Origin of the sequence: Pontibacter fetidus (genome assembly GCF_010119545.1) — a bacterium.
Classification (GTDB): Bacteria; Bacteroidota; Bacteroidia; order Cytophagales; family Hymenobacteraceae; genus Pontibacter; species Pontibacter fetidus.
Genome location: NZ_JAAEAA010000009.1, coordinates 39,792 through 56,325 on the forward strand (window position 1 = coordinate 39,792; position 16,534 = coordinate 56,325).

A 16,534-nucleotide genomic window follows, 5' to 3' on the forward strand; every position below is an offset into this window, starting at 1 on the left:
ATATAAAGTACAAAGTGCCTTAAAACAAAAAGGGCGGAACATTGCTGCCCCGCCCTTTTATTGTGTTTAAGCAGTTAAGCTACATGTTCGGAAGTGGCTTTTGCTGAAAGGTACTCTCTGTTCATGATAGCAATGTTTTCCAGAGAAATACCAACCGGGCACTCGGCTGCACAGGCACCGGTATTAGAGCAGGCACCAAAGCCTTCTATATCCATTTGTGCAACCATGTTTTCTACGCGTGTTTTAGCCTCTACTTTACCTTGTGGCAACATAGCCAGCTGGGATACCTTAGCAGATACAAACAGCATAGCAGACGCATTTTTACAAGCTGCCACGCAGGCACCACAACCAATACAGGTTGCTGCATCAAACGCTTTATCAGCTATAGACTTTCCGATCGGGATAGCGTTCGCATCTGGTACGCCACCTGTGTTGATAGACACATAACCACCTGCCTGCTGAATACGGTCGAATGCCGAACGATCCACCACAAGGTCTTTATGCACCGGGAAAGCAGCTGCTCTCCAGGGCTCTATAGTTATCGTATCGCCGTCGTTAAAGTGGCGCATGTGTAACTGGCATGTAGTTGTACCACGCTCTGGCCCATGCGGACGACCGTTTATGTACAAGCTGCACATACCGCAGATACCTTCACGGCAATCGTGGTCGAAAGCGATCGGGTCCTGGCCGCTACGCAGCAGGTCTTCGTTCAGTACATCCAGCATTTCCAGGAACGACATGTCCGGGGAAATGCCTTTTACAGGGTATGTTACCATAGCACCTGCGGTTTCTCTATTTTTTTGGCGCCAAACCTTTAGTGTCAGGTCCATTGGTTTAGCATTTGGATTACTTCCAGCCATCTTTTTATTAATTACGAATTAAGAATTATAAATTAAGAATTATGATTCGTCAGCTAATAGACTCATTCCTCATTCTTAATTATTAATTATTCATTATTTGTAGCTACGCTGTGTTAGCTTCACGTTCTCGAACTTCAGATCTTCTTTATGAAGAATGGCATCGTTGCCTACACCTGTAAACTCCCAGGCAGCTACATATGCGTAGTTCTCATCGTCGCGCAGGGCTTCGTTCTCAGGCGTCTGGTATTCCTCACGGAAGTGACCACCACATGACTCATTTCTGTTCAGGGCATCATCTACCATCAGTTCACCAAGCTCCAGGAAGTCAGCAACACGGTTTGCCTTCTCTAGCGTGATGTTGAGTTCTTCGTTCACACCAACAACTTTCACATCTCTCCAGAACTCATCGCGCAGCTTACGGATCTCCTGTTTTGCAAACTTCAGACCTTCAGCGTTACGGGCCATACCGCAGTAATCCCACATCAGCAAACCAAGCGCCTTATGGAAATCATCCACTGTACGGGTACCGTTTATTGAAAGCAGCTGGTTGTTTTTAGCGATAACAGCCTGCTCCGCTTCTTTAAAGGCAGGGTGGTCCGTAGTTACTTTCGTAGTTGGGTTCTGTGCCAGGTAATCGCCTATAGTGTAAGGTATAACGAAATAACCATCAGCCAGACCTTGCATCAGGGCAGAAGCACCTAAGCGGTTTGCACCGTGGTCAGAGAAGTTACACTCACCTGTAGCATATAAACCAGGGATGTTAGTCATCAGGTTATAGTCTACCCAAAGGCCACCCATGGTATAGTGTACAGCCGGGTAAATACGCATCGGGTTTTCGTACGGATTCTCGTCTGTAATCTTCGCATACATATCAAACAGGTTGCCATACTTAGCTGCAATAGCAGGCTGGCCTTCACGCTTGATCGCATCTGCAAAGTCAAGGAATACAGCCAGGCCGGATGCACCAACACCACGTCCTTCGTCGCACATCAGTTTGGCGTTACGGGAAGCCACGTCGCGCGGAACCAGGTTACCAAATGCTGGGTATTTACGCTCCAGGTAGTAATCTCTGTCTTCTTCTTTAATATCCTGAACTCTGATCTCACCTTTACGCAGGCGCTGAGCAATCTCAACAGTCTTAGGTACCCAAACGCGGCCATCGTTACGAAGCGACTCAGACATCAGCGTCAGCTTAGACTGGTAATCGCCTGATACTGGGATACAGGTAGGGTGGATCTGGGTAAAGCAAGGGTTCGCGAACAAAGCACCTTTCTTGTGTGCTCTCCAGGCTGCCGTTGCGTTAGAGCCCATCGCGTTAGTAGAAAGGAAGAATACGTTACCGTAACCACCTGTTGCCAATACTACTGCGTGCGCACTATGCGATTCGATCTTACCTGTAACCAGGTTACGAACAACTATACCACGTGCTTTGCCATCCACCATTACCAGGTCCAGCATTTCAGTACGTGGGTACATTTTTACTTTACCATAAGCAATCTGGCGGTTAAGGGCTGAGTAAGCACCTAACAACAGCTGCTGTCCGGTCTGGCCACGGGCGTAGAACGTACGTGATACCTGCGCACCACCAAACGAACGGTTAGCCAGCAAGCCACCATATTCACGGGCAAACGGAACACCCTGCGCCACGCACTGGTCGATAATGTTAACTGATACCTGAGCCAGACGGTATACGTTAGCTTCACGTGCGCGGTAGTCACCACCTTTAATGGTATCGTAGAACAAACGGAAAACAGAGTCACCGTCGTTCTGGTAGTTTTTAGCGGCATTTATACCACCCTGTGCTGCAATAGAGTGTGCACGGCGTGGAGAATCCTGGAAGCAGAAAGCCTTTACGTTATAGCCAAGCTCGCCCAGAGTTGCAGCAGCAGATGCACCGGCAAGGCCAGTACCTACTACAATTACATCGTATTTACGCTTGTTAGCCGGGTTAACCAGCTTCACATTAAATTTATGCTTGTCCCATTTCTCAGCCAATGGCCCTTCAGGGATTTTAGAATCTAATATCATATCAACTATAGAATCTGGATGTTACACGAAGAAAAAGAAGTAAAGCGGGATAGCTGCAAAGCCAAGGCAGATCAAAACTGAAAATGCGTAGCCGAACTTCTGGATAAATGGTGTGTACTTTTTGTGCGTCAGGCCCAGCGACTGGAACGCGCTTTGGAAACCGTGGATCAGGTGATAGGCTAGAGCAATCATGGAGATAACATATAGACCTACATAGATCGGGTTTTTGAAGGCAAGAACTACTTCGCTGTACAGGTTCAGGTACTCTGCGTTCGGAACACCTTCTAATCCGCCGAAACGGGCTGGAACGAAGAAATTCCAGAGGTGTACCAGCAGGAACACAAGGATAATGGTGCCCAGTAAACCCATGTTTCTAGATGACCAGGTACTGTTCTGCTCAGGATGGCTGTTAGCGTAACCCACAGGGCGAGCGGCTTTGTTGCGGCGCGTAAGCACGATGGCATCATAAATATGGAACAGGAAGCCTGCCACTAATACGAACTCCATGGTACGGATAATCGGGTTGTTTGCCATGAAATGCGAATAGATGTTAAAAGCCTCGCCGCCATCCTGTCTGAATAAGGTCAGGTTACCTACCAGGTGGACCACCAGGAAGGAGCAGAGGAAAAGACCCGTGATCGACATGATGATCTTGCGTCCGATTGTACTGGAAAACGTTTTAGTAAACCAATTCATCTGTATTTGTTAAAGGTTAAGTTAATAAGCTTTTTAATTCTCAAAGGTACATGCGCACCTTATATAAAACAATCTAAATATCGTATTTTGAACAAATCTAAATAGCAATGCGTAGGACAGATTATCTTACCTTATTAACCCGCAGTTTCACCTTTTGTTGACAATAAAAAGTGAAATTTTAAGTTAAAGTTATACCTTTGTTTACCGCCTAACCCTACCTATATGCCAAAAAGTTTACGCTTAAGGTACCTGTTGCCTGGTAGTTTGTTGTGGGTGTTGATACTGCTGTTGGGTTCACTTACTGAGGCACAGGCTACGCATATCCGGGCTGGAGATATCACCGCAAAACGTGATACTACTCCTAACCCTAATCCCCGCCGTTTTTTCTTTACCATGATCATGTATACGGACCGGCAGTCGCAGGCCGATGACCCGTTCGTAGATATATCGTTGGGAGACGGAAATACAATACAGGTACAGCGTAATTCAGTAACCCCGGTGGGCGACCCCGCTGACCAGATAGATAAGGAAGTATTTAGATGGGAATACACATACGGTGCCGATGGTACGTACACCATTTCGTGGAACGGTATTAACCGTAATCCCAATATCCTGAACATCACCCCACCATCCGACCAGCTTTCGTTTTATATCTCGACAACTATAAACATAAGTGCGCTGCGTGGCTTTAACAGTACGCCTATACTTACGGTAGCACCTATCGATAAAGCCTCTGTCGGGAAAAAATGGGTACACAACCCCGGTGCTTATGACCGGGAAGGGGACAGCCTATCGTTTAAACTGCGGGTACCTTTACGCAAAGATGCTTCCGGAAACATAGTTGCAGTGCCCGGCTATACCTTACCCGACCGCACCTTCGGATGCCGAAACGCTACGAATACTGCTGCGGCTACTTTTACCTTAAATATGGTAGATGGCCAGTTGGTTTGGGATGCCCCATGCCGGAAAGGAGAATATAACGTAGCCTTTGTGGTAGAAGAATGGAGGGTAACGGCAACAGGCGGCAAAATAAAGCTGGGCGAAGTAGTACGCGACATGCAGATACTGGTAGTGGATGACCCAAATAATCCGCCGGTGCTGGAGCCACTGGATACCTGCGTTGTTGCAGGCACTACCTTTACGGGCACAATTCGGGCTACCGACGTAGATAAGCACCTGATAACACTTACTGCCTCTGGTGGTATACTGCTTCCGGGGCCGGGCGGAAGTGCGCCACGTGCCTCATTTACACAAACATCAAACACGCCAGGCCTGGCAACCGGCCGCTTTACCTGGTCAACGGAATGCCTGGATGTGCGTGAGCGCCCATACCAGGTAATTTTCAGGGCAGAAGACCAACCGCCAACCGGCACCAAACTGGCCGACTTACAACCCTGGAACATACGGGTGGTGGGGCCGCCGCCTCAAAACCTGCGTGCCACAGGCGGAGACAGGACTGTAACCCTGAACTGGGATAGTTATGTGTGCCAGAATGCGGAAGTAATGTACATTTACCGCCGCGAAGGTCCATCTAACTTTGTGCCTGATAACTGCGAAACCGGTGTGCCGTCCAGCACAGGGTATGTACGCATAGGCGAAGTGCGTAAGGCCGCCAATGGCAGCTGGGCCACCACGTATACAGATGCTAACAACCTAAAGGCAGGGGTGCAGTATTGCTATACCATTTATGCCGAATTCCCGTCGCCGGGGCGTGGTAAAAGTATAGCCAGCCGCGAAGTGTGCATTATGGTTGATCAGGATATACCTTACTTAACAAACGTAAGTGTATTTACAACCAGCACTACTGCCGGTGTTATAGATGTAAAATGGACCCAGCCACGCAAACTCGACAAACTGACTCCTCCGTTCCAGTATCGCTTGTACCGCAAAGAAGGGCAGGCGGATGCAACAACCGGTTATGTTGAAATTGTATCTGTAAGAAACAAGGGGCTGGCTGATACTACATTCAGGGATACCGGCTTAAATACAGTTGAAAAATCATACAGGTATAAGCTGGAGTTTTACCAATCAGGAACAGTGTTGCGCGATACTACTTCAGCATCTAGTGTGTTCCTGACGGTTACGCCATCTGATACCACAACTAAAAATATAGTTTTAAACTGGACCTATAATGTGCCTTGGCGAAACGATGTGCTGCCACATACTATTTACAGGCGCGAGGGTACAAGCGGTGCTTTTGTAAAAATTGCCGAAGTAAAAGCCGGAACATCCAGCGGAACATTTACAGATGCAGGTACTGAAGCTGCCCCGCTGGAGCGTGGTAAAACCTACTGTTACTATGTGCAGGCAAATGGAACGTACCAGCTATCAGAAATAAAAGAACCATTGCAAAACAACAGCCAGCAGGTTTGTGCCGAATTGCCGAAACTGGTTTGTGCCCCAATCCTGAGTGTGGATGAGCTGGATTGCGATGCGTTTCTGGCAAGCCCGACCGAGCCACCTTACCAGAACGTACTGACCTGGGTGCCACAGATAACCGGCGATTGTACAGCTGACATCAAGAACTATACGATCTACTTTAAAGGTCCGGGGCAGGCAGAGTATACCGAACTGGCACAAGTGCCGGGCAATGTTACTACCTATACCCACACCGGGCTGGAGTCGTTTGCGGGTTGCTATGTGGTTACGGCCACCGATGTGAATGGCAATGAAAGCGAATTCAGTAACGAAGAGTGTAAGGATAACTGCTTCTTCTTTATGCTGCCAAACATTATTACCCCGAACGGCGATGGTAAGAATGAAGTGTTCAGGCCGGATGAAAAAGCCCGCTTTATCAAGTCTATTAAGTTTACTGTGTTTAACCGCTGGGGCGTAAAAGTATACGAAGGCAACGACAAAAACATAAACTGGCCTGGCACAGACTCGAACGGAAACCGCCTGAATGATGGCGTATACTATTACGAAGCACAGGTAGAATTCTTCTCGATCGATCCGGCTAACACGTCTAAAAAGTATAAAGGCTGGGTAGAAATAGTACGTTAATGCAAACTGACCGGGAAAAGCTGCAGGATAAGGCGATCGTGTTTTATGATGGCTCCTGCGGCTTTTGCCAGGGCAGCGTGCAAGTGGTTTTAAAGTATAACCGCAAACACAATCTATACTTTGCTGCCCTGCAAAGCGGCGTGTTGCAACAACTGCTGCCCGCAGCGCAAGTGCCTGATCCCTTGCCCGATGCTGTTCTTTTTTATGAGCGAGGTACCCTATACTTTGCCTCCGATGCTGCTTTGCACATTGCCCGCCATCTTAATTTTCCGTTGCGTCTGTTTTCCTATTTCAGGTTTATTCCAGTATCTTTCCGCGATAAAATCTATAGTTTTATAGCCAGGCACCGCTACAAAATTGCCGGCCGCCGCGAAGCCTGTATGCTTCCGGAACCCGCACAGCGCGCCAGGTTTATAAATTAGATGGCTAAATTGTTGGATTGTTAAATTGTTGATCTCAGTAACTATACAATTATAGTTTGAGGACCAATTTAACCATTCAACCTTTAACCATTTAACCTAAAACAATCAGCAATTATCAATTAAAATAAGAATGAAGAAAGCATACGTTTTCCCGGGACAGGGTTCTCAGTTTGTGGGTATGGGCAAAGACCTGTACGAGCAGCACGACGAAGCAAAACAATTGTTTGATAAAGCAAATGAGATCCTGGGTTTCAACATCACCGAGATCATGTTTAACGGTACCGACGAGGAGCTGAAGCAGACCAAAGTAACACAACCAGCTATTTTCCTGCACTCGGTAGCACAGGCTATAGTTGCAAAAGATTTTGCTCCGGACATGGTAGCAGGTCACTCGCTGGGCGAATTTTCGGCGTTGGTAGCAAGCAAAGTGCTGAGCTTTGAAGATGGCCTGAGACTGGTATCTAAAAGAGCGTTGGCCATGCAGGCAGCCTGCGAAGCAAACCCGTCAACTATGGCTGCTATACTTGGCCTGGAAGATGAGAAAGTAGAAGAAGTTTGCGTGTCGATTGATGAAGTAGTGGTAGCAGCAAACTATAACTGCCCAGGTCAGCTGGTAATTTCAGGCTCAAATAAAGGCATCGAGATTGCCTGTGAGAAAATGAAAGAGGCAGGAGCGAAGCGTGCCCTGCCGTTACCTGTAGGAGGAGCATTTCACTCGCCGCTGATGAAACCAGCCGAAGAAGAACTGGCAAAAGCGATCAACGAAACAACGTTCAGCCAGGGTATCTGCCCGGTTTACCAGAACGTGGATGCCATGCCGCACACCGACCCAGCCGAGATTAAAGAAAACCTGATCAAACAGTTAACGGCTCCGGTTCGCTGGACGCAGTCTGTACAGCAGATGATAGCTGATGGCGCCACGCATTTTGTGGAATGCGGACCAGGTAAAGTGCTGCAGGGTTTGGTTAAGAAAATCGACCGTAATGCTGAAGTGAGCTCTGTAGAATAAACTATAGTTTACCTCAAAATAAGAAAGTCCTTTCCTGCTATATACAGGGAAGGACTTTTTGTTTAAATTGCTCGCCTTCAATCCCCTCAACTATGAAAAATAAGATTTCCTTACCACTCTGGATAATCGGGTTTATACTGCTGAACCTCTATTTCAACGGCATCCCCAAACTGGTTCAGCTCGATGTGTTACCGTGGCTGATGTATGCCGGCGGTTTCTTTTTACTTGCTTTTATAGTTGCCCGCTACCTGCTTGGACTAAAAGGTATAAATAGCTTTGGCCTGCCCATGCAGAAAGGCTGGATGAGTGATTTAGGACTTGGTTTTATAGTTGGTGCGGCTGTCTGGGGACTTAAATACCTGGTATACTATAGTCTGGGTAAATTTGAGGTAACAGGTCTGATGGATACCGGGTTTATAGTTGGAATGCTGGCGCAGGCGCTGCTGGGAATGTTGCTGGTTTCAGCTATAAACGATATCATGATCCGGGGTTATTGGTTTGCCTACCTTAAAAAAGAGAACCTGCTGAAATGGTTTATGCTGGTAACTACAGTGCTTTATGTGGCAGACGATTTCTGGAATGAGGGCTTTGGCTGGCAGAATATTGTTTTCTCGGCTCTGCTTGGTCTTGCACTTGCTTATACAGTTCTGAAAACCAACGCCATCTGGATGGCCATAGGTATACACTTTGGCAGCAACATGTTGTACAGGGTAATGGCCGGTTTTGATGGCCAGGGAATCTTTAAAATGGAGAATTTTACGGACGGCACCATGTATGAATATGTAGGTTTAACGATAACTGCCCTGTTACTGCCCTTGGTGTACCTGCTCCTTCGAAACAGGCATGTTGCAGCTCCGGAACCTCAGCAAACTATAGCTACCGATTTACCTGAAACTAAGCTGACCTAAAGAAAAGATGAATTCTGAAAACAGAAATAAAGTGTTAGAGCTTGTTGATGCCGCTCATGCTAAAGTAGAATCCTTTTATCCCGAAACAGCTATTCATAAAGGTACTCCCGAGTGGCTGGAAAAACGGAGGTTATTACTGGCCGACCTTGCCCTGCACTTAACCCAGGATGCCCTGAAAGGGGAGACTATAAACGAAGCAAAACTCAGGAACCACCTGTTCGCTATTCTTAAAATCAGTGCTGAGTTTTTTCCGCAAGGGAAGTTTGAGCAGGCTACTGCATTGCTGGATGAAACTATAGCCACCTTACAGGCAGACAAACTATAGTTTAAAGCAAGGTTAAAAGATACCCCAGCAACGCGCCGCCAATAACCACAAGCGCACTGTTCACTTTCCGGAAGCCGAAGGTAATGGCTATACTTACCAGGGCAATAACAATAGTTCGCCAGTCGGTAATGGTGTCTTTGCCCATTTCTAAGCAAACGGCAACTATAACCGCTACCGACGCCACATTTACAGCATCCAGGAAAGCAGCCATTAAAGGCGAGTTGCGCATGTACTTTACAATAGGTTTAAGCAGGGCTACAAATACAAAAGAGGGTAGAAAAATACCTATAGTTGCTACTGCAGCACCACTCCAGCCATTTAGCTGATAGCCGATAAAGGTAACCGACGAGAAAACCGGTCCCGGCGTAAACTGCCCCACGGCAATGGCATCAATCAGTTGCTGCCTGGTTAAAAGCCCGGTTAAAACTAGTTCCGTATCCAGGAAGGCAAAAAGCACATAACCGCTGCCGTACAATATTGCTCCGATCTTAAGAAAAATAAAGAACAGTTTGGTATTGCTGGCTGTGAGGGCCACCTGCCAGAGCGGAACGATAGCTATGCTCTGCAGCCTTGTAGGAATGTGTTTCTGACGGAGCAGGGCGAGCAGCAGTGCTACAAATCCAGCCCCGAACAGCACATAGATCTCGCCCACGCCAACTATAGCCAGTCCTAAAGCCAGAGAACCAATCACATACAACGTAACCGACTTTAGTGATTTTTTGGCCAGCGGAAATACAGCAGCAAGTATAATGGCGATAATAGCGGGTTTAATGCCATAGAGGTAAGGCTGTAGTTGTGGCAACTGCCCGTACGTTTTGTAAAGCCAGGCAAAGCAGCCTGTAATAAACACAGCCGGAAGTATAAAGCAAAGCCCTGCTACCAGCAAGCCCCGCCAGCCGGCACGGTCGTAACCAATGTGGATGGCCAGTTCGGTGCTGTTAGGGCCGGGTATCAGGTTGGTAGCCCCGATCAGGTCCAGGAAGTGCTGTTCGCTCATCCATTTCCTTTTCACGACCACTTCGTCCTGCATCATGGCGATGTGGGCTGCCGGTCCGCCAAAGGCTATAAAGCCCAGTTTCAGGAATAACTTTGTAAGCTCTTTTAATTCTATATTCATTGAAACTATAGTTCGGTAGCTATTGGCCTGCCCATTCTGGACCATTCGCTCCAGGAGCCTACGTATAGTTTTGGAATGCCCAGGCCGGCCTGCTCCATGGCCAGTATGGTATGGCAGGCTGTAACACCGGAGCCGCAATGCACGATCACATCTGCGGAAGTGCGGGTGCCAAGTGCCTTTTTATAGTTGTGTTGCAGGATTTCAGCAGGTAAAAAAGTACCATCAGTAGCAAGATTACCTGCAAACGGAATGTTAACTGCACCCGGAATATGACCGGCAACAAGATCGATCGGTTCGGTTTCGCCACGGTAGCGGGCTGCTTCACGCACATCTATTACCAACGCATTTTGGTCTCGAGATGCCTGTTCTACATCGGCTATAGTAGCTGTTGGTAATTGCCAGGTGGTATGCGGGTAAGGAGGCTGTTTTATAGTTGTTTCCTGACCGGAATTTACGGGCACGCCGGCTGCTTGTGCAGCTGCATAACCGCCATCCAGCACCTGCACTTTTGTATGCCCGATGGCACGTAACATCCACCAGAACCGCGCAGCCGCATTAGCCCCATTCTTATCATCATAAACCACTACATGGCTCTCGGGGCTAATACCAAGTTTGCCTAACAATTCAGCAAAAGTTTGTATATCCGGTAATGGGTGCCGCCCACCTTCTGCTGGGTCTGCCGTTTTGTGCGCCATATCTGTTTCCAGATCCACGAAAAGTGCGCCTTGCAAATGCTCTGAACTATAGTTTTCCTTTGCCTTAGGGCCTGTTCGGGCATCAATTAAAACCAGGTTCTTTTCAGGTAACAGGTCAGCTAATTGCTTTGGTGTAATAAGTGGCTTCATAACAGGTTTTGGTTTATACTTTCGTTACCAATTAAATTCCAAAGTTACATAAGCGCGTCTGGGGAAACCGTTTAAGGACCCCGCCCGCCAATAGGGCATGTGGCTAAGTATAGCTAGCGAGCTCTTTGTCAGGATTTCTGAATTGGTTTGTAAAACAACCGGGTTGGTTAAAGAACCATCCCGTTCCACCACAAGTTTTAGATTTACAATGCCTTTTTGTGTTATAGTATACGCTTCTTTTATTCTTGCTATTTCCTCGCTGATGTAAGTTGTTGCGTTTTTCCCCTTGTAATTAAAGGTAGGCTCAGTTTCCAGGCGCGTAAAAATAGTAGTGTCGGTCATGGCTTCTGCGCGTTGCTGTGCTACAGAAGGCAGAGGAATAGACGGAGCTTCATCTGGTATCGGCGCATTGGGCTCGTCAGGGGAGTATATTTTGACTGCAACAAGCGGTTCCGTTTTGCCCGGTTCACCCGGCTGCTCTTTTGCTATTACATCTCTTTTAGTTGAGATACAAGCTGTACAGCAAAGTATAGCTCCAGCTAAAAGAATGTTGTTAAATACTTTCACTAGGTATACAAAATTTATCCTTCCACAGCAATTTTCAGCACAACTTTCCTCACCACACGCTCACCTGTAACCATAGCTGCATGGGCATCATCCGGGTAGAACACAGTGAAAGAGCCAGCCGGCACATCAAACCAGTTGTCTGTTTTGTCGGGGAAAAAAGCAGCTTCGCGTTCTTCGTTGTAAGGGTCGTTGGGTTCAGCGCAGAGGGCCAGGTCTTTCCGGCCCATGTGGTCGGTGCCGGAGATAACGTACTGTATGTCGATGTACTTGCGGTGTACTTCCAGCTTATAGTTGTCTTTGGTAACGCCGGCAGCTTCTGAAACTATAGCAAACAGTTTTTTGCCTTCAATCTCCAAAACACCGGTTTCTATAGTTGCCAGATCGGTTTCCTGTAAAAATTTAAAAGCCTGTGCAAAAAGCGGATGCATGCAAACATAACGGTCGGCATTGGCAAGTTTATCGAGAACCATTTTAAGTTAGAAAGTTAGAAAGTTAAAAAGTTAGAGAGTTAGAAAGTGAGTATAAACAGTTGTAAAAGTATGAAACTCTTATCCTATCAAATCGAACGAAACACCCGTTTATACTTGTTATAAAATGCTAAATTTGCCTTAAATTAAGAGATATCCATTGATCTATCCAGAAAATTTTGAAATAAAGATCGGGTTTGCGCAAGTGCGTGAAATGCTGTCTGAGCTTTGCTTAAGTCCGCTGGGCCGCCAGTTCGTAAACCGCATGCAGTTCCTGAACCGCCACGACCTGGTGCAGCGACTGTTACAACAAACCAACGAATTTAAACAACTGCTCGAGTCTGATGCCGAGATTCCGCTGAGTCATTATTTCGATGTAAACGCTTACCTCGACAGAGCCGCTATTCCGGGTACTTTCCTGGATGTAATTCAGTTCTTTGAGATCAAGATGTCGTTGCGTACCATCCGGGATTCGCAGCGCTTTATTTCGGGCACCGAAGAAGGAAAGTTTGAAGCCCTGAAAGCACTGGGCGCCGACGTGACCGTAGAGCGTTCGCTGATTGCTGCCCTGGATAAAGTGGTAGACGATGCCGGTACCGTGCGCGACGATGCCACCCCCGAACTACAACGCTTAAAACGCGACCTGATTTCACAGCAGGCTGCGCTTCGTAAAACAATCAGTTCCATCATCCGTCACGCCAAAAACGAAGGCTGGACACCCGATGATGCCGAGCCAACGATACGCGGCGGTCGTTTGGTGATACCTGTTATTGCCGAGCACAAGCGCCGGGTAAAAGGCCTGATCCACGATGAGTCGAACACCGGGCAAACGGTTTACATCGAGCCGGAGTCAATTTTTGGGCTGAACAACGATATTAAAGACCTTGAGAATGCGTATCACCGCGAGCTGATCCGTATTTTAACGGGCCTTACCAATACGCTACGCCACCACATTCCGGAACTGCGCAAGGCTTACCAGTATTTGGGTTTGCTGGACTTTATAAGAGCCAAGGCTGCTTTTGCGCGTCGCGTGGAAGCTACGATGCCAACGCTGCATAAATTTCCGCACATCGCCTGGAAACAAGCCATTCACCCGCTTTTATACTTGTCGCATCGCCAGTTGGGTAAACCGACCGTGCCCATGGACCTGGAACTGACCCGCGACCAGCGCATACTTCTGATCTCAGGCCCAAACGCAGGTGGTAAATCGGTGAGCTTAAAAACGGTAGGCCTTGTGCAGTACATGCTGCAAACAGGTATGCTGATTCCGGTTGCCGATGGTTCTGAAGCAGGTATTTTCCATGATATTTTCATTGATATCGGGGATGAGCAGTCTATTGAGAACGACCTGAGTACTTATAGTTCGCACCTGACCAACATGAAGAAATTTGTGACGGTGGCGGACAGTAAAAGCCTGGTGCTGATAGATGAATTTGGTACAGGTACAGAACCAGTGCTAGGTGGTGCGATTGCCGAAGCCGTGTTGCAGACGCTTAATAACAGTAAAGTTTACGGTGTGATAACAACGCACTATACCAACCTGAAAAACTTTGCCGAGAAAACACCGGGCATTGTAAACGGCGCTATGCGCTACGACCATAAAAACCTAGCGCCGCTTTACCAACTGGAGATAGGAAAACCGGGTTCGTCGTTTGCCATTGAGATTGCCCGTAAGATTGGGTTGCCGAAAGCTATAGTTGATAAAGCCAGTAGCCTGGTAGGGAAAGACAAAATACGCTACGACCGCTTACTGGAAGAACTTGAAACTGAAAAGCAGGAACTGGAAAAGAAACTGCACGAAGCTACTAAACTAGAGCAGAAGCTGAAGCGCAATGTAAAAGAATACAACGACCTGAAAAATTTCCTGGAGGAGAGCAAGCAGGACGTAATGCGCGAAGCCAAAGGCAAAGCCAAACTGCTACTAAAAGATGCCAACCAGAAAATTGAAGCAACTATACAGCAGATAAAGCAAAGCCAGGCCGAAAAAGAAAAGACCAAAGAAGCACGCCGCGACCTTGAAACATTTGCCAACGAACAGGTGCGTAAAGAAGAACCACGACCTGCTCATAAACGCATAACCGCCAGTGGCCCTTTAAAAGAAGGCGACAATGTAGGCCTTATTGGTCAGGACTCGGTGGGCAAGATTGTAAGTATAAAAGGCAAGACGGCGGAGGTTATGTTTGGTGGCCTTAAAACTATAGTTAAAGTTGAAAACCTGGAACGTGTGGAAGCACAGGTGGCCAAGCAGAAAAAAGCAGCAGTCAAAGCTGAAGAAGGCTATACACGCGGTATGAACATTACGCAACGCATGGCCGATTTCGGAAATACCATAGATATACGAGGGGAGTACGCTGAAGACGCGCTGAACAAAGTGATGAACTTTACCGACGAAGCCATTATGCTGGGTATCCCGGAGATCAAGATCATTCATGGCCGTGGCAATGGTATATTGCGCCAAGTGGTGCGCGATTACCTGTACTCGGTGCCGGAAGTAGCCAGCCTGGGCAGCGAAGCCGAAGAGCGTGGTGGCGATGGTGCGACTTTGGCCGTTTTAAAGTAGCAACTATAAACTATAGCACATAAAAAAGGCTCCCGGTTATGGGAGCCTTTTTTATGTGCTATAGTTAAAACTAGTCGCGGATAAAGCGTATTTCAACTGTATATGATTCACCTGATTCTATGTCCTCATCTTCGTATTTCACGTTAAGGGCAGTGTTGGTTAGCTTTACAATGTCCAGGGTAAATTCACCATCCAATAACAATTTCTGGTTGTTAGAAGTAAGCTCCCAGGTTCCGTTTTCTGAATCACCATCAGCTCTCATGGTATACGTACCGTTTGTGTTAAACTTCCAGTACATCTGGTCAATGTCAAGAAAGCTCGACATATCCTGTCCGTCTATTAGGTATTTGTTTCCCTGCCACTCTTTAGCTGTTAATAAAGCTTGTGACGATGGAGCTGCGTCGTCGTCTTTGCTGCAACTTGTAAGGGCAGTCATTACTAAGGCAACAAACAGGATAGAAAGTAAACGTAGTCTGTATAAATAAGGGTTAGCTAAAAATTGAAAAATTTAATATTTAGACAAATATATATAACACAAGCTGCATATACAATACTAAAATTTAACTAATCAAGATTTTTTTTAACAAAAAAAAGCTCCTTAACCAGGAGCTTTTTGCGTTTTTACAGAACAGTAGCTTTACCGCCTGAACCTGAATTCATATCCGCTTTGCACAAACGAGAATTCATCCTGATCCAATTTAGAGATAACGATAGAGTATTCGTCATCGGTGCCCCTGTCGTACACTATTATTCTTTCGCTGTTATCAAATTCCCATTTACCTTCCGCCTGTATCTGCCCGTTGTAGCGCTCCAGGTACGAGCCATCTCTTTCAAACACCAGCAGGTATTCCGTAATATCAAAGCCCTGTTCATCCAGTATCTCGTCGGTTACATCAACACCATCTAAATAAATGGCATCGCCTGTCCAGTCGCCGTCTGTCAGGTATTTCAGGTTTGGTGTAGCGTTGTCGTCATCGTCGTCTTTGCCGCAACCTGCCAGCATAAACGTAAAAAGTATGGCGCATAAAAAGTAGCGTAATTGGTGTCTGGTCATAAAATATGCGTTTAGGTTTAACTTTTAAATCAGGGGAAAGACTGGTAAAGTAAGTGTACTTAAAAAGCTGAATTTCGATGTGTTTTAAAGCAGATTTATACCGGATGGTACCAAAAAAGGCTTCCCCGTTACAGAGAAGCCTTTCAGTTTTAAAATGGTGCCGGCTTAGTGAACAAACCTGATCTCTACATCCTGGCCCATGCCCGTCAGGTCGCCTTCGGCCCAAAGTTCTGTGGCAGTCAGTTTGTTTATGTCTACCAGTTCCTCGTCGTCAGTGCCCTTATCTAACAGTACCTGTGTCTGGTTGTTTGCAAATTCCCAGGTGCCATCTTCGGCAGTGCCATCCATGTCGAAAGTATAGGTGCCGTCTTCGTAAAATTTAACCGATACAGTAGTTACATCAAAAATGTCTTTGTAATCTTCGGTTACGTCCTGGCCGCCAAGGTATATTTTGCTACCTGTCCAAACATCTGCTAGCAGCAGCGCTTCTTTATCAGGATTCACATTGTCGTTATCATCGTCGTCGTCGCAGCTAACAGTTGTAAACATCAACAAGGCTGCAAAAAGGTAGCTCAGAAACTGTAGTTTTTTCATGGTCTTAATTTAAGATAAATAATAGGTGATAATGATTTGTTTAGTAACCGGCCTGCATTGGTTGCGGGTAGCATAATGC

General features: G+C 46.8%; 16 protein-coding genes. 6 read left to right on the forward strand and 10 right to left on the reverse strand.

What is annotated here, in order from left to right:
• Nucleotides 1-74: 74 nt before the first annotated feature.
• From GWO68_RS08415 to GWO68_RS08425, 3 genes are all read right to left on the reverse strand, one after another.
• A complete protein-coding gene (locus tag GWO68_RS08415; protein ID WP_162346095.1) occupies nucleotides 75-830 on the reverse strand; it encodes a succinate dehydrogenase/fumarate reductase iron-sulfur subunit in 756 nt (251 codons plus the stop codon).
• A 123-nt stretch (nucleotides 831-953) separates the two neighbouring features.
• Nucleotides 954-2,888, reverse strand: coding sequence for a fumarate reductase/succinate dehydrogenase flavoprotein subunit (locus tag GWO68_RS08420; RefSeq protein WP_162345994.1), 1,935 nt, complete (start codon nucleotides 2,886-2,888; stop codon nucleotides 954-956).
• Nucleotides 2,889-2,909: 21 nt separating this feature from the next.
• Nucleotides 2,910-3,584 carry a succinate dehydrogenase cytochrome b subunit gene (locus GWO68_RS08425; RefSeq protein ID WP_162345995.1) on the reverse strand — a complete coding sequence of 225 codons (675 nt, stop codon included), beginning with the start codon at nucleotides 3,582-3,584 and terminating at the stop codon, nucleotides 2,910-2,912.
• Nucleotides 3,585-3,806: 222 nt separating this feature from the next.
• On the opposite strand from GWO68_RS08425, the gene GWO68_RS08430 reads away from it, so the two are divergent.
• The 5 genes from GWO68_RS08430 (at nucleotide 3,807) to GWO68_RS08450 (ending at nucleotide 9,251) form a co-directional block, all read left to right on the forward strand.
• Complete coding sequence (locus GWO68_RS08430) at nucleotides 3,807-6,587, forward strand: T9SS type B sorting domain-containing protein (RefSeq protein ID WP_235941997.1); 2,781 nt, start codon at nucleotides 3,807-3,809, stop codon at nucleotides 6,585-6,587.
• The gene (locus GWO68_RS08435) at nucleotides 6,587-7,009 is read left to right on the forward strand and encodes a thiol-disulfide oxidoreductase DCC family protein (protein ID WP_162345996.1); all 423 of its coding nucleotides are present in this window, start codon (nucleotides 6,587-6,589) and stop codon (nucleotides 7,007-7,009) included. The genes GWO68_RS08430 and GWO68_RS08435 overlap by 1 nt, the downstream gene beginning before the upstream one ends.
• 130 nt (nucleotides 7,010-7,139) lie before the next feature.
• Nucleotides 7,140-8,018 (forward strand): ACP S-malonyltransferase, encoded by an 879-nt coding sequence (fabD, locus tag GWO68_RS08440; RefSeq protein WP_162345997.1) that lies wholly within the window; start codon nucleotides 7,140-7,142, stop codon nucleotides 8,016-8,018.
• Nucleotides 8,019-8,110: 92 nt separating this feature from the next.
• Nucleotides 8,111-8,926 (forward strand): CPBP family intramembrane glutamic endopeptidase, encoded by an 816-nt coding sequence (locus GWO68_RS08445; RefSeq protein WP_162345998.1) that lies wholly within the window; start codon nucleotides 8,111-8,113, stop codon nucleotides 8,924-8,926.
• A gap of 7 nt (nucleotides 8,927-8,933) precedes the next feature.
• Complete coding sequence (locus tag GWO68_RS08450; RefSeq protein WP_162345999.1) at nucleotides 8,934-9,251, forward strand: hypothetical protein; 318 nt, start codon at nucleotides 8,934-8,936, stop codon at nucleotides 9,249-9,251.
• A gap of 1 nt (nucleotide 9,252) precedes the next feature.
• Here GWO68_RS08450 and chrA read toward each other — a convergent pair whose 3' ends face one another.
• Genes chrA through GWO68_RS08470 form a run of 4 tightly spaced genes read right to left on the reverse strand, consistent with a single transcriptional unit; the run spans nucleotide 9,253 to nucleotide 12,250 of the window.
• The gene (gene chrA / locus GWO68_RS08455; protein ID WP_162346000.1) at nucleotides 9,253-10,368 is read right to left on the reverse strand and encodes a chromate efflux transporter; all 1,116 of its coding nucleotides are present in this window, start codon (nucleotides 10,366-10,368) and stop codon (nucleotides 9,253-9,255) included.
• A 5-nt stretch (nucleotides 10,369-10,373) separates the two neighbouring features.
• Complete coding sequence (locus tag GWO68_RS08460; RefSeq protein ID WP_162346001.1) at nucleotides 10,374-11,213, reverse strand: sulfurtransferase; 840 nt, start codon at nucleotides 11,211-11,213, stop codon at nucleotides 10,374-10,376.
• Nucleotides 11,214-11,237: 24 nt separating this feature from the next.
• The gene (locus GWO68_RS18025) at nucleotides 11,238-11,780 is read right to left on the reverse strand and encodes an energy transducer TonB (protein WP_162346002.1); all 543 of its coding nucleotides are present in this window, start codon (nucleotides 11,778-11,780) and stop codon (nucleotides 11,238-11,240) included.
• Nucleotides 11,781-11,794: 14 nt separating this feature from the next.
• Nucleotides 11,795-12,250, reverse strand: a complete 456-nt coding sequence (locus tag GWO68_RS08470) for a YhcH/YjgK/YiaL family protein (protein WP_162346003.1) — start codon at nucleotides 12,248-12,250, stop codon at nucleotides 11,795-11,797.
• A gap of 157 nt (nucleotides 12,251-12,407) precedes the next feature.
• Here GWO68_RS08470 and GWO68_RS08475 point away from each other — a divergent pair, with 157 nt between their 5' ends.
• Nucleotides 12,408-14,807 carry an endonuclease MutS2 gene (locus tag GWO68_RS08475; protein WP_162346004.1) on the forward strand — a complete coding sequence of 800 codons (2,400 nt, stop codon included), beginning with the start codon at nucleotides 12,408-12,410 and terminating at the stop codon, nucleotides 14,805-14,807.
• A gap of 70 nt (nucleotides 14,808-14,877) precedes the next feature.
• Here GWO68_RS08475 and GWO68_RS08480 read toward each other — a convergent pair whose 3' ends face one another.
• From GWO68_RS08480 to GWO68_RS08490, 3 genes are all read right to left on the reverse strand, one after another.
• Nucleotides 14,878-15,243: a hypothetical protein gene (locus GWO68_RS08480; protein WP_162346005.1), complete on the reverse strand. Its 366-nt coding sequence runs from the start codon at nucleotides 15,241-15,243 to the stop codon at nucleotides 14,878-14,880.
• A 201-nt stretch (nucleotides 15,244-15,444) separates the two neighbouring features.
• Nucleotides 15,445-15,861, reverse strand: coding sequence for a hypothetical protein (locus tag GWO68_RS08485; protein ID WP_162346006.1), 417 nt, complete (start codon nucleotides 15,859-15,861; stop codon nucleotides 15,445-15,447).
• 165 nt (nucleotides 15,862-16,026) lie between these two features.
• Complete coding sequence (locus tag GWO68_RS08490; protein WP_162346007.1) at nucleotides 16,027-16,455, reverse strand: hypothetical protein; 429 nt, start codon at nucleotides 16,453-16,455, stop codon at nucleotides 16,027-16,029.
• Between the last annotated feature and the right edge of the window lie 79 nt (nucleotides 16,456-16,534).

Bases quoted from the DNA above. Each gene is read 5' to 3' on its own strand.
- GWO68_RS08415 (WP_162346095.1), bottom strand. From the start codon at position 830: ATGGACCTGACACTAAAGGTTTGGCGCCAAAAAAATAGAGAAACCGCA.
- GWO68_RS08420 (WP_162345994.1), bottom strand. From the start codon at position 2,888: ATGATATTAGATTCTAAAATCCCTGAAGGGCCATTGGCTGAGAAATGG.
- GWO68_RS08425 (WP_162345995.1), bottom strand. From the start codon at position 3,584: ATGAATTGGTTTACTAAAACGTTTTCCAGTACAATCGGACGCAAGATC.
- GWO68_RS08430 (WP_235941997.1), top strand. From the start codon at position 3,807: ATGCCAAAAAGTTTACGCTTAAGGTACCTGTTGCCTGGTAGTTTGTTG.
- GWO68_RS08435 (WP_162345996.1), top strand. From the start codon at position 6,587: ATGCAAACTGACCGGGAAAAGCTGCAGGATAAGGCGATCGTGTTTTAT.
- fabD (WP_162345997.1), top strand. From the start codon at position 7,140: ATGAAGAAAGCATACGTTTTCCCGGGACAGGGTTCTCAGTTTGTGGGT.
- GWO68_RS08445 (WP_162345998.1), top strand. From the start codon at position 8,111: ATGAAAAATAAGATTTCCTTACCACTCTGGATAATCGGGTTTATACTG.
- GWO68_RS08450 (WP_162345999.1), top strand. From the start codon at position 8,934: ATGAATTCTGAAAACAGAAATAAAGTGTTAGAGCTTGTTGATGCCGCT.
- chrA (WP_162346000.1), bottom strand. From the start codon at position 10,368: ATGAATATAGAATTAAAAGAGCTTACAAAGTTATTCCTGAAACTGGGC.
- GWO68_RS08460 (WP_162346001.1), bottom strand. From the start codon at position 11,213: ATGAAGCCACTTATTACACCAAAGCAATTAGCTGACCTGTTACCTGAA.
- GWO68_RS08470 (WP_162346003.1), bottom strand. From the start codon at position 12,250: ATGGTTCTCGATAAACTTGCCAATGCCGACCGTTATGTTTGCATGCAT.
- GWO68_RS08480 (WP_162346005.1), bottom strand. From the start codon at position 15,243: ATGACTGCCCTTACAAGTTGCAGCAAAGACGACGACGCAGCTCCATCG.
- GWO68_RS08485 (WP_162346006.1), bottom strand. From the start codon at position 15,861: ATGACCAGACACCAATTACGCTACTTTTTATGCGCCATACTTTTTACG.
- GWO68_RS08490 (WP_162346007.1), bottom strand. From the start codon at position 16,455: ATGAAAAAACTACAGTTTCTGAGCTACCTTTTTGCAGCCTTGTTGATG.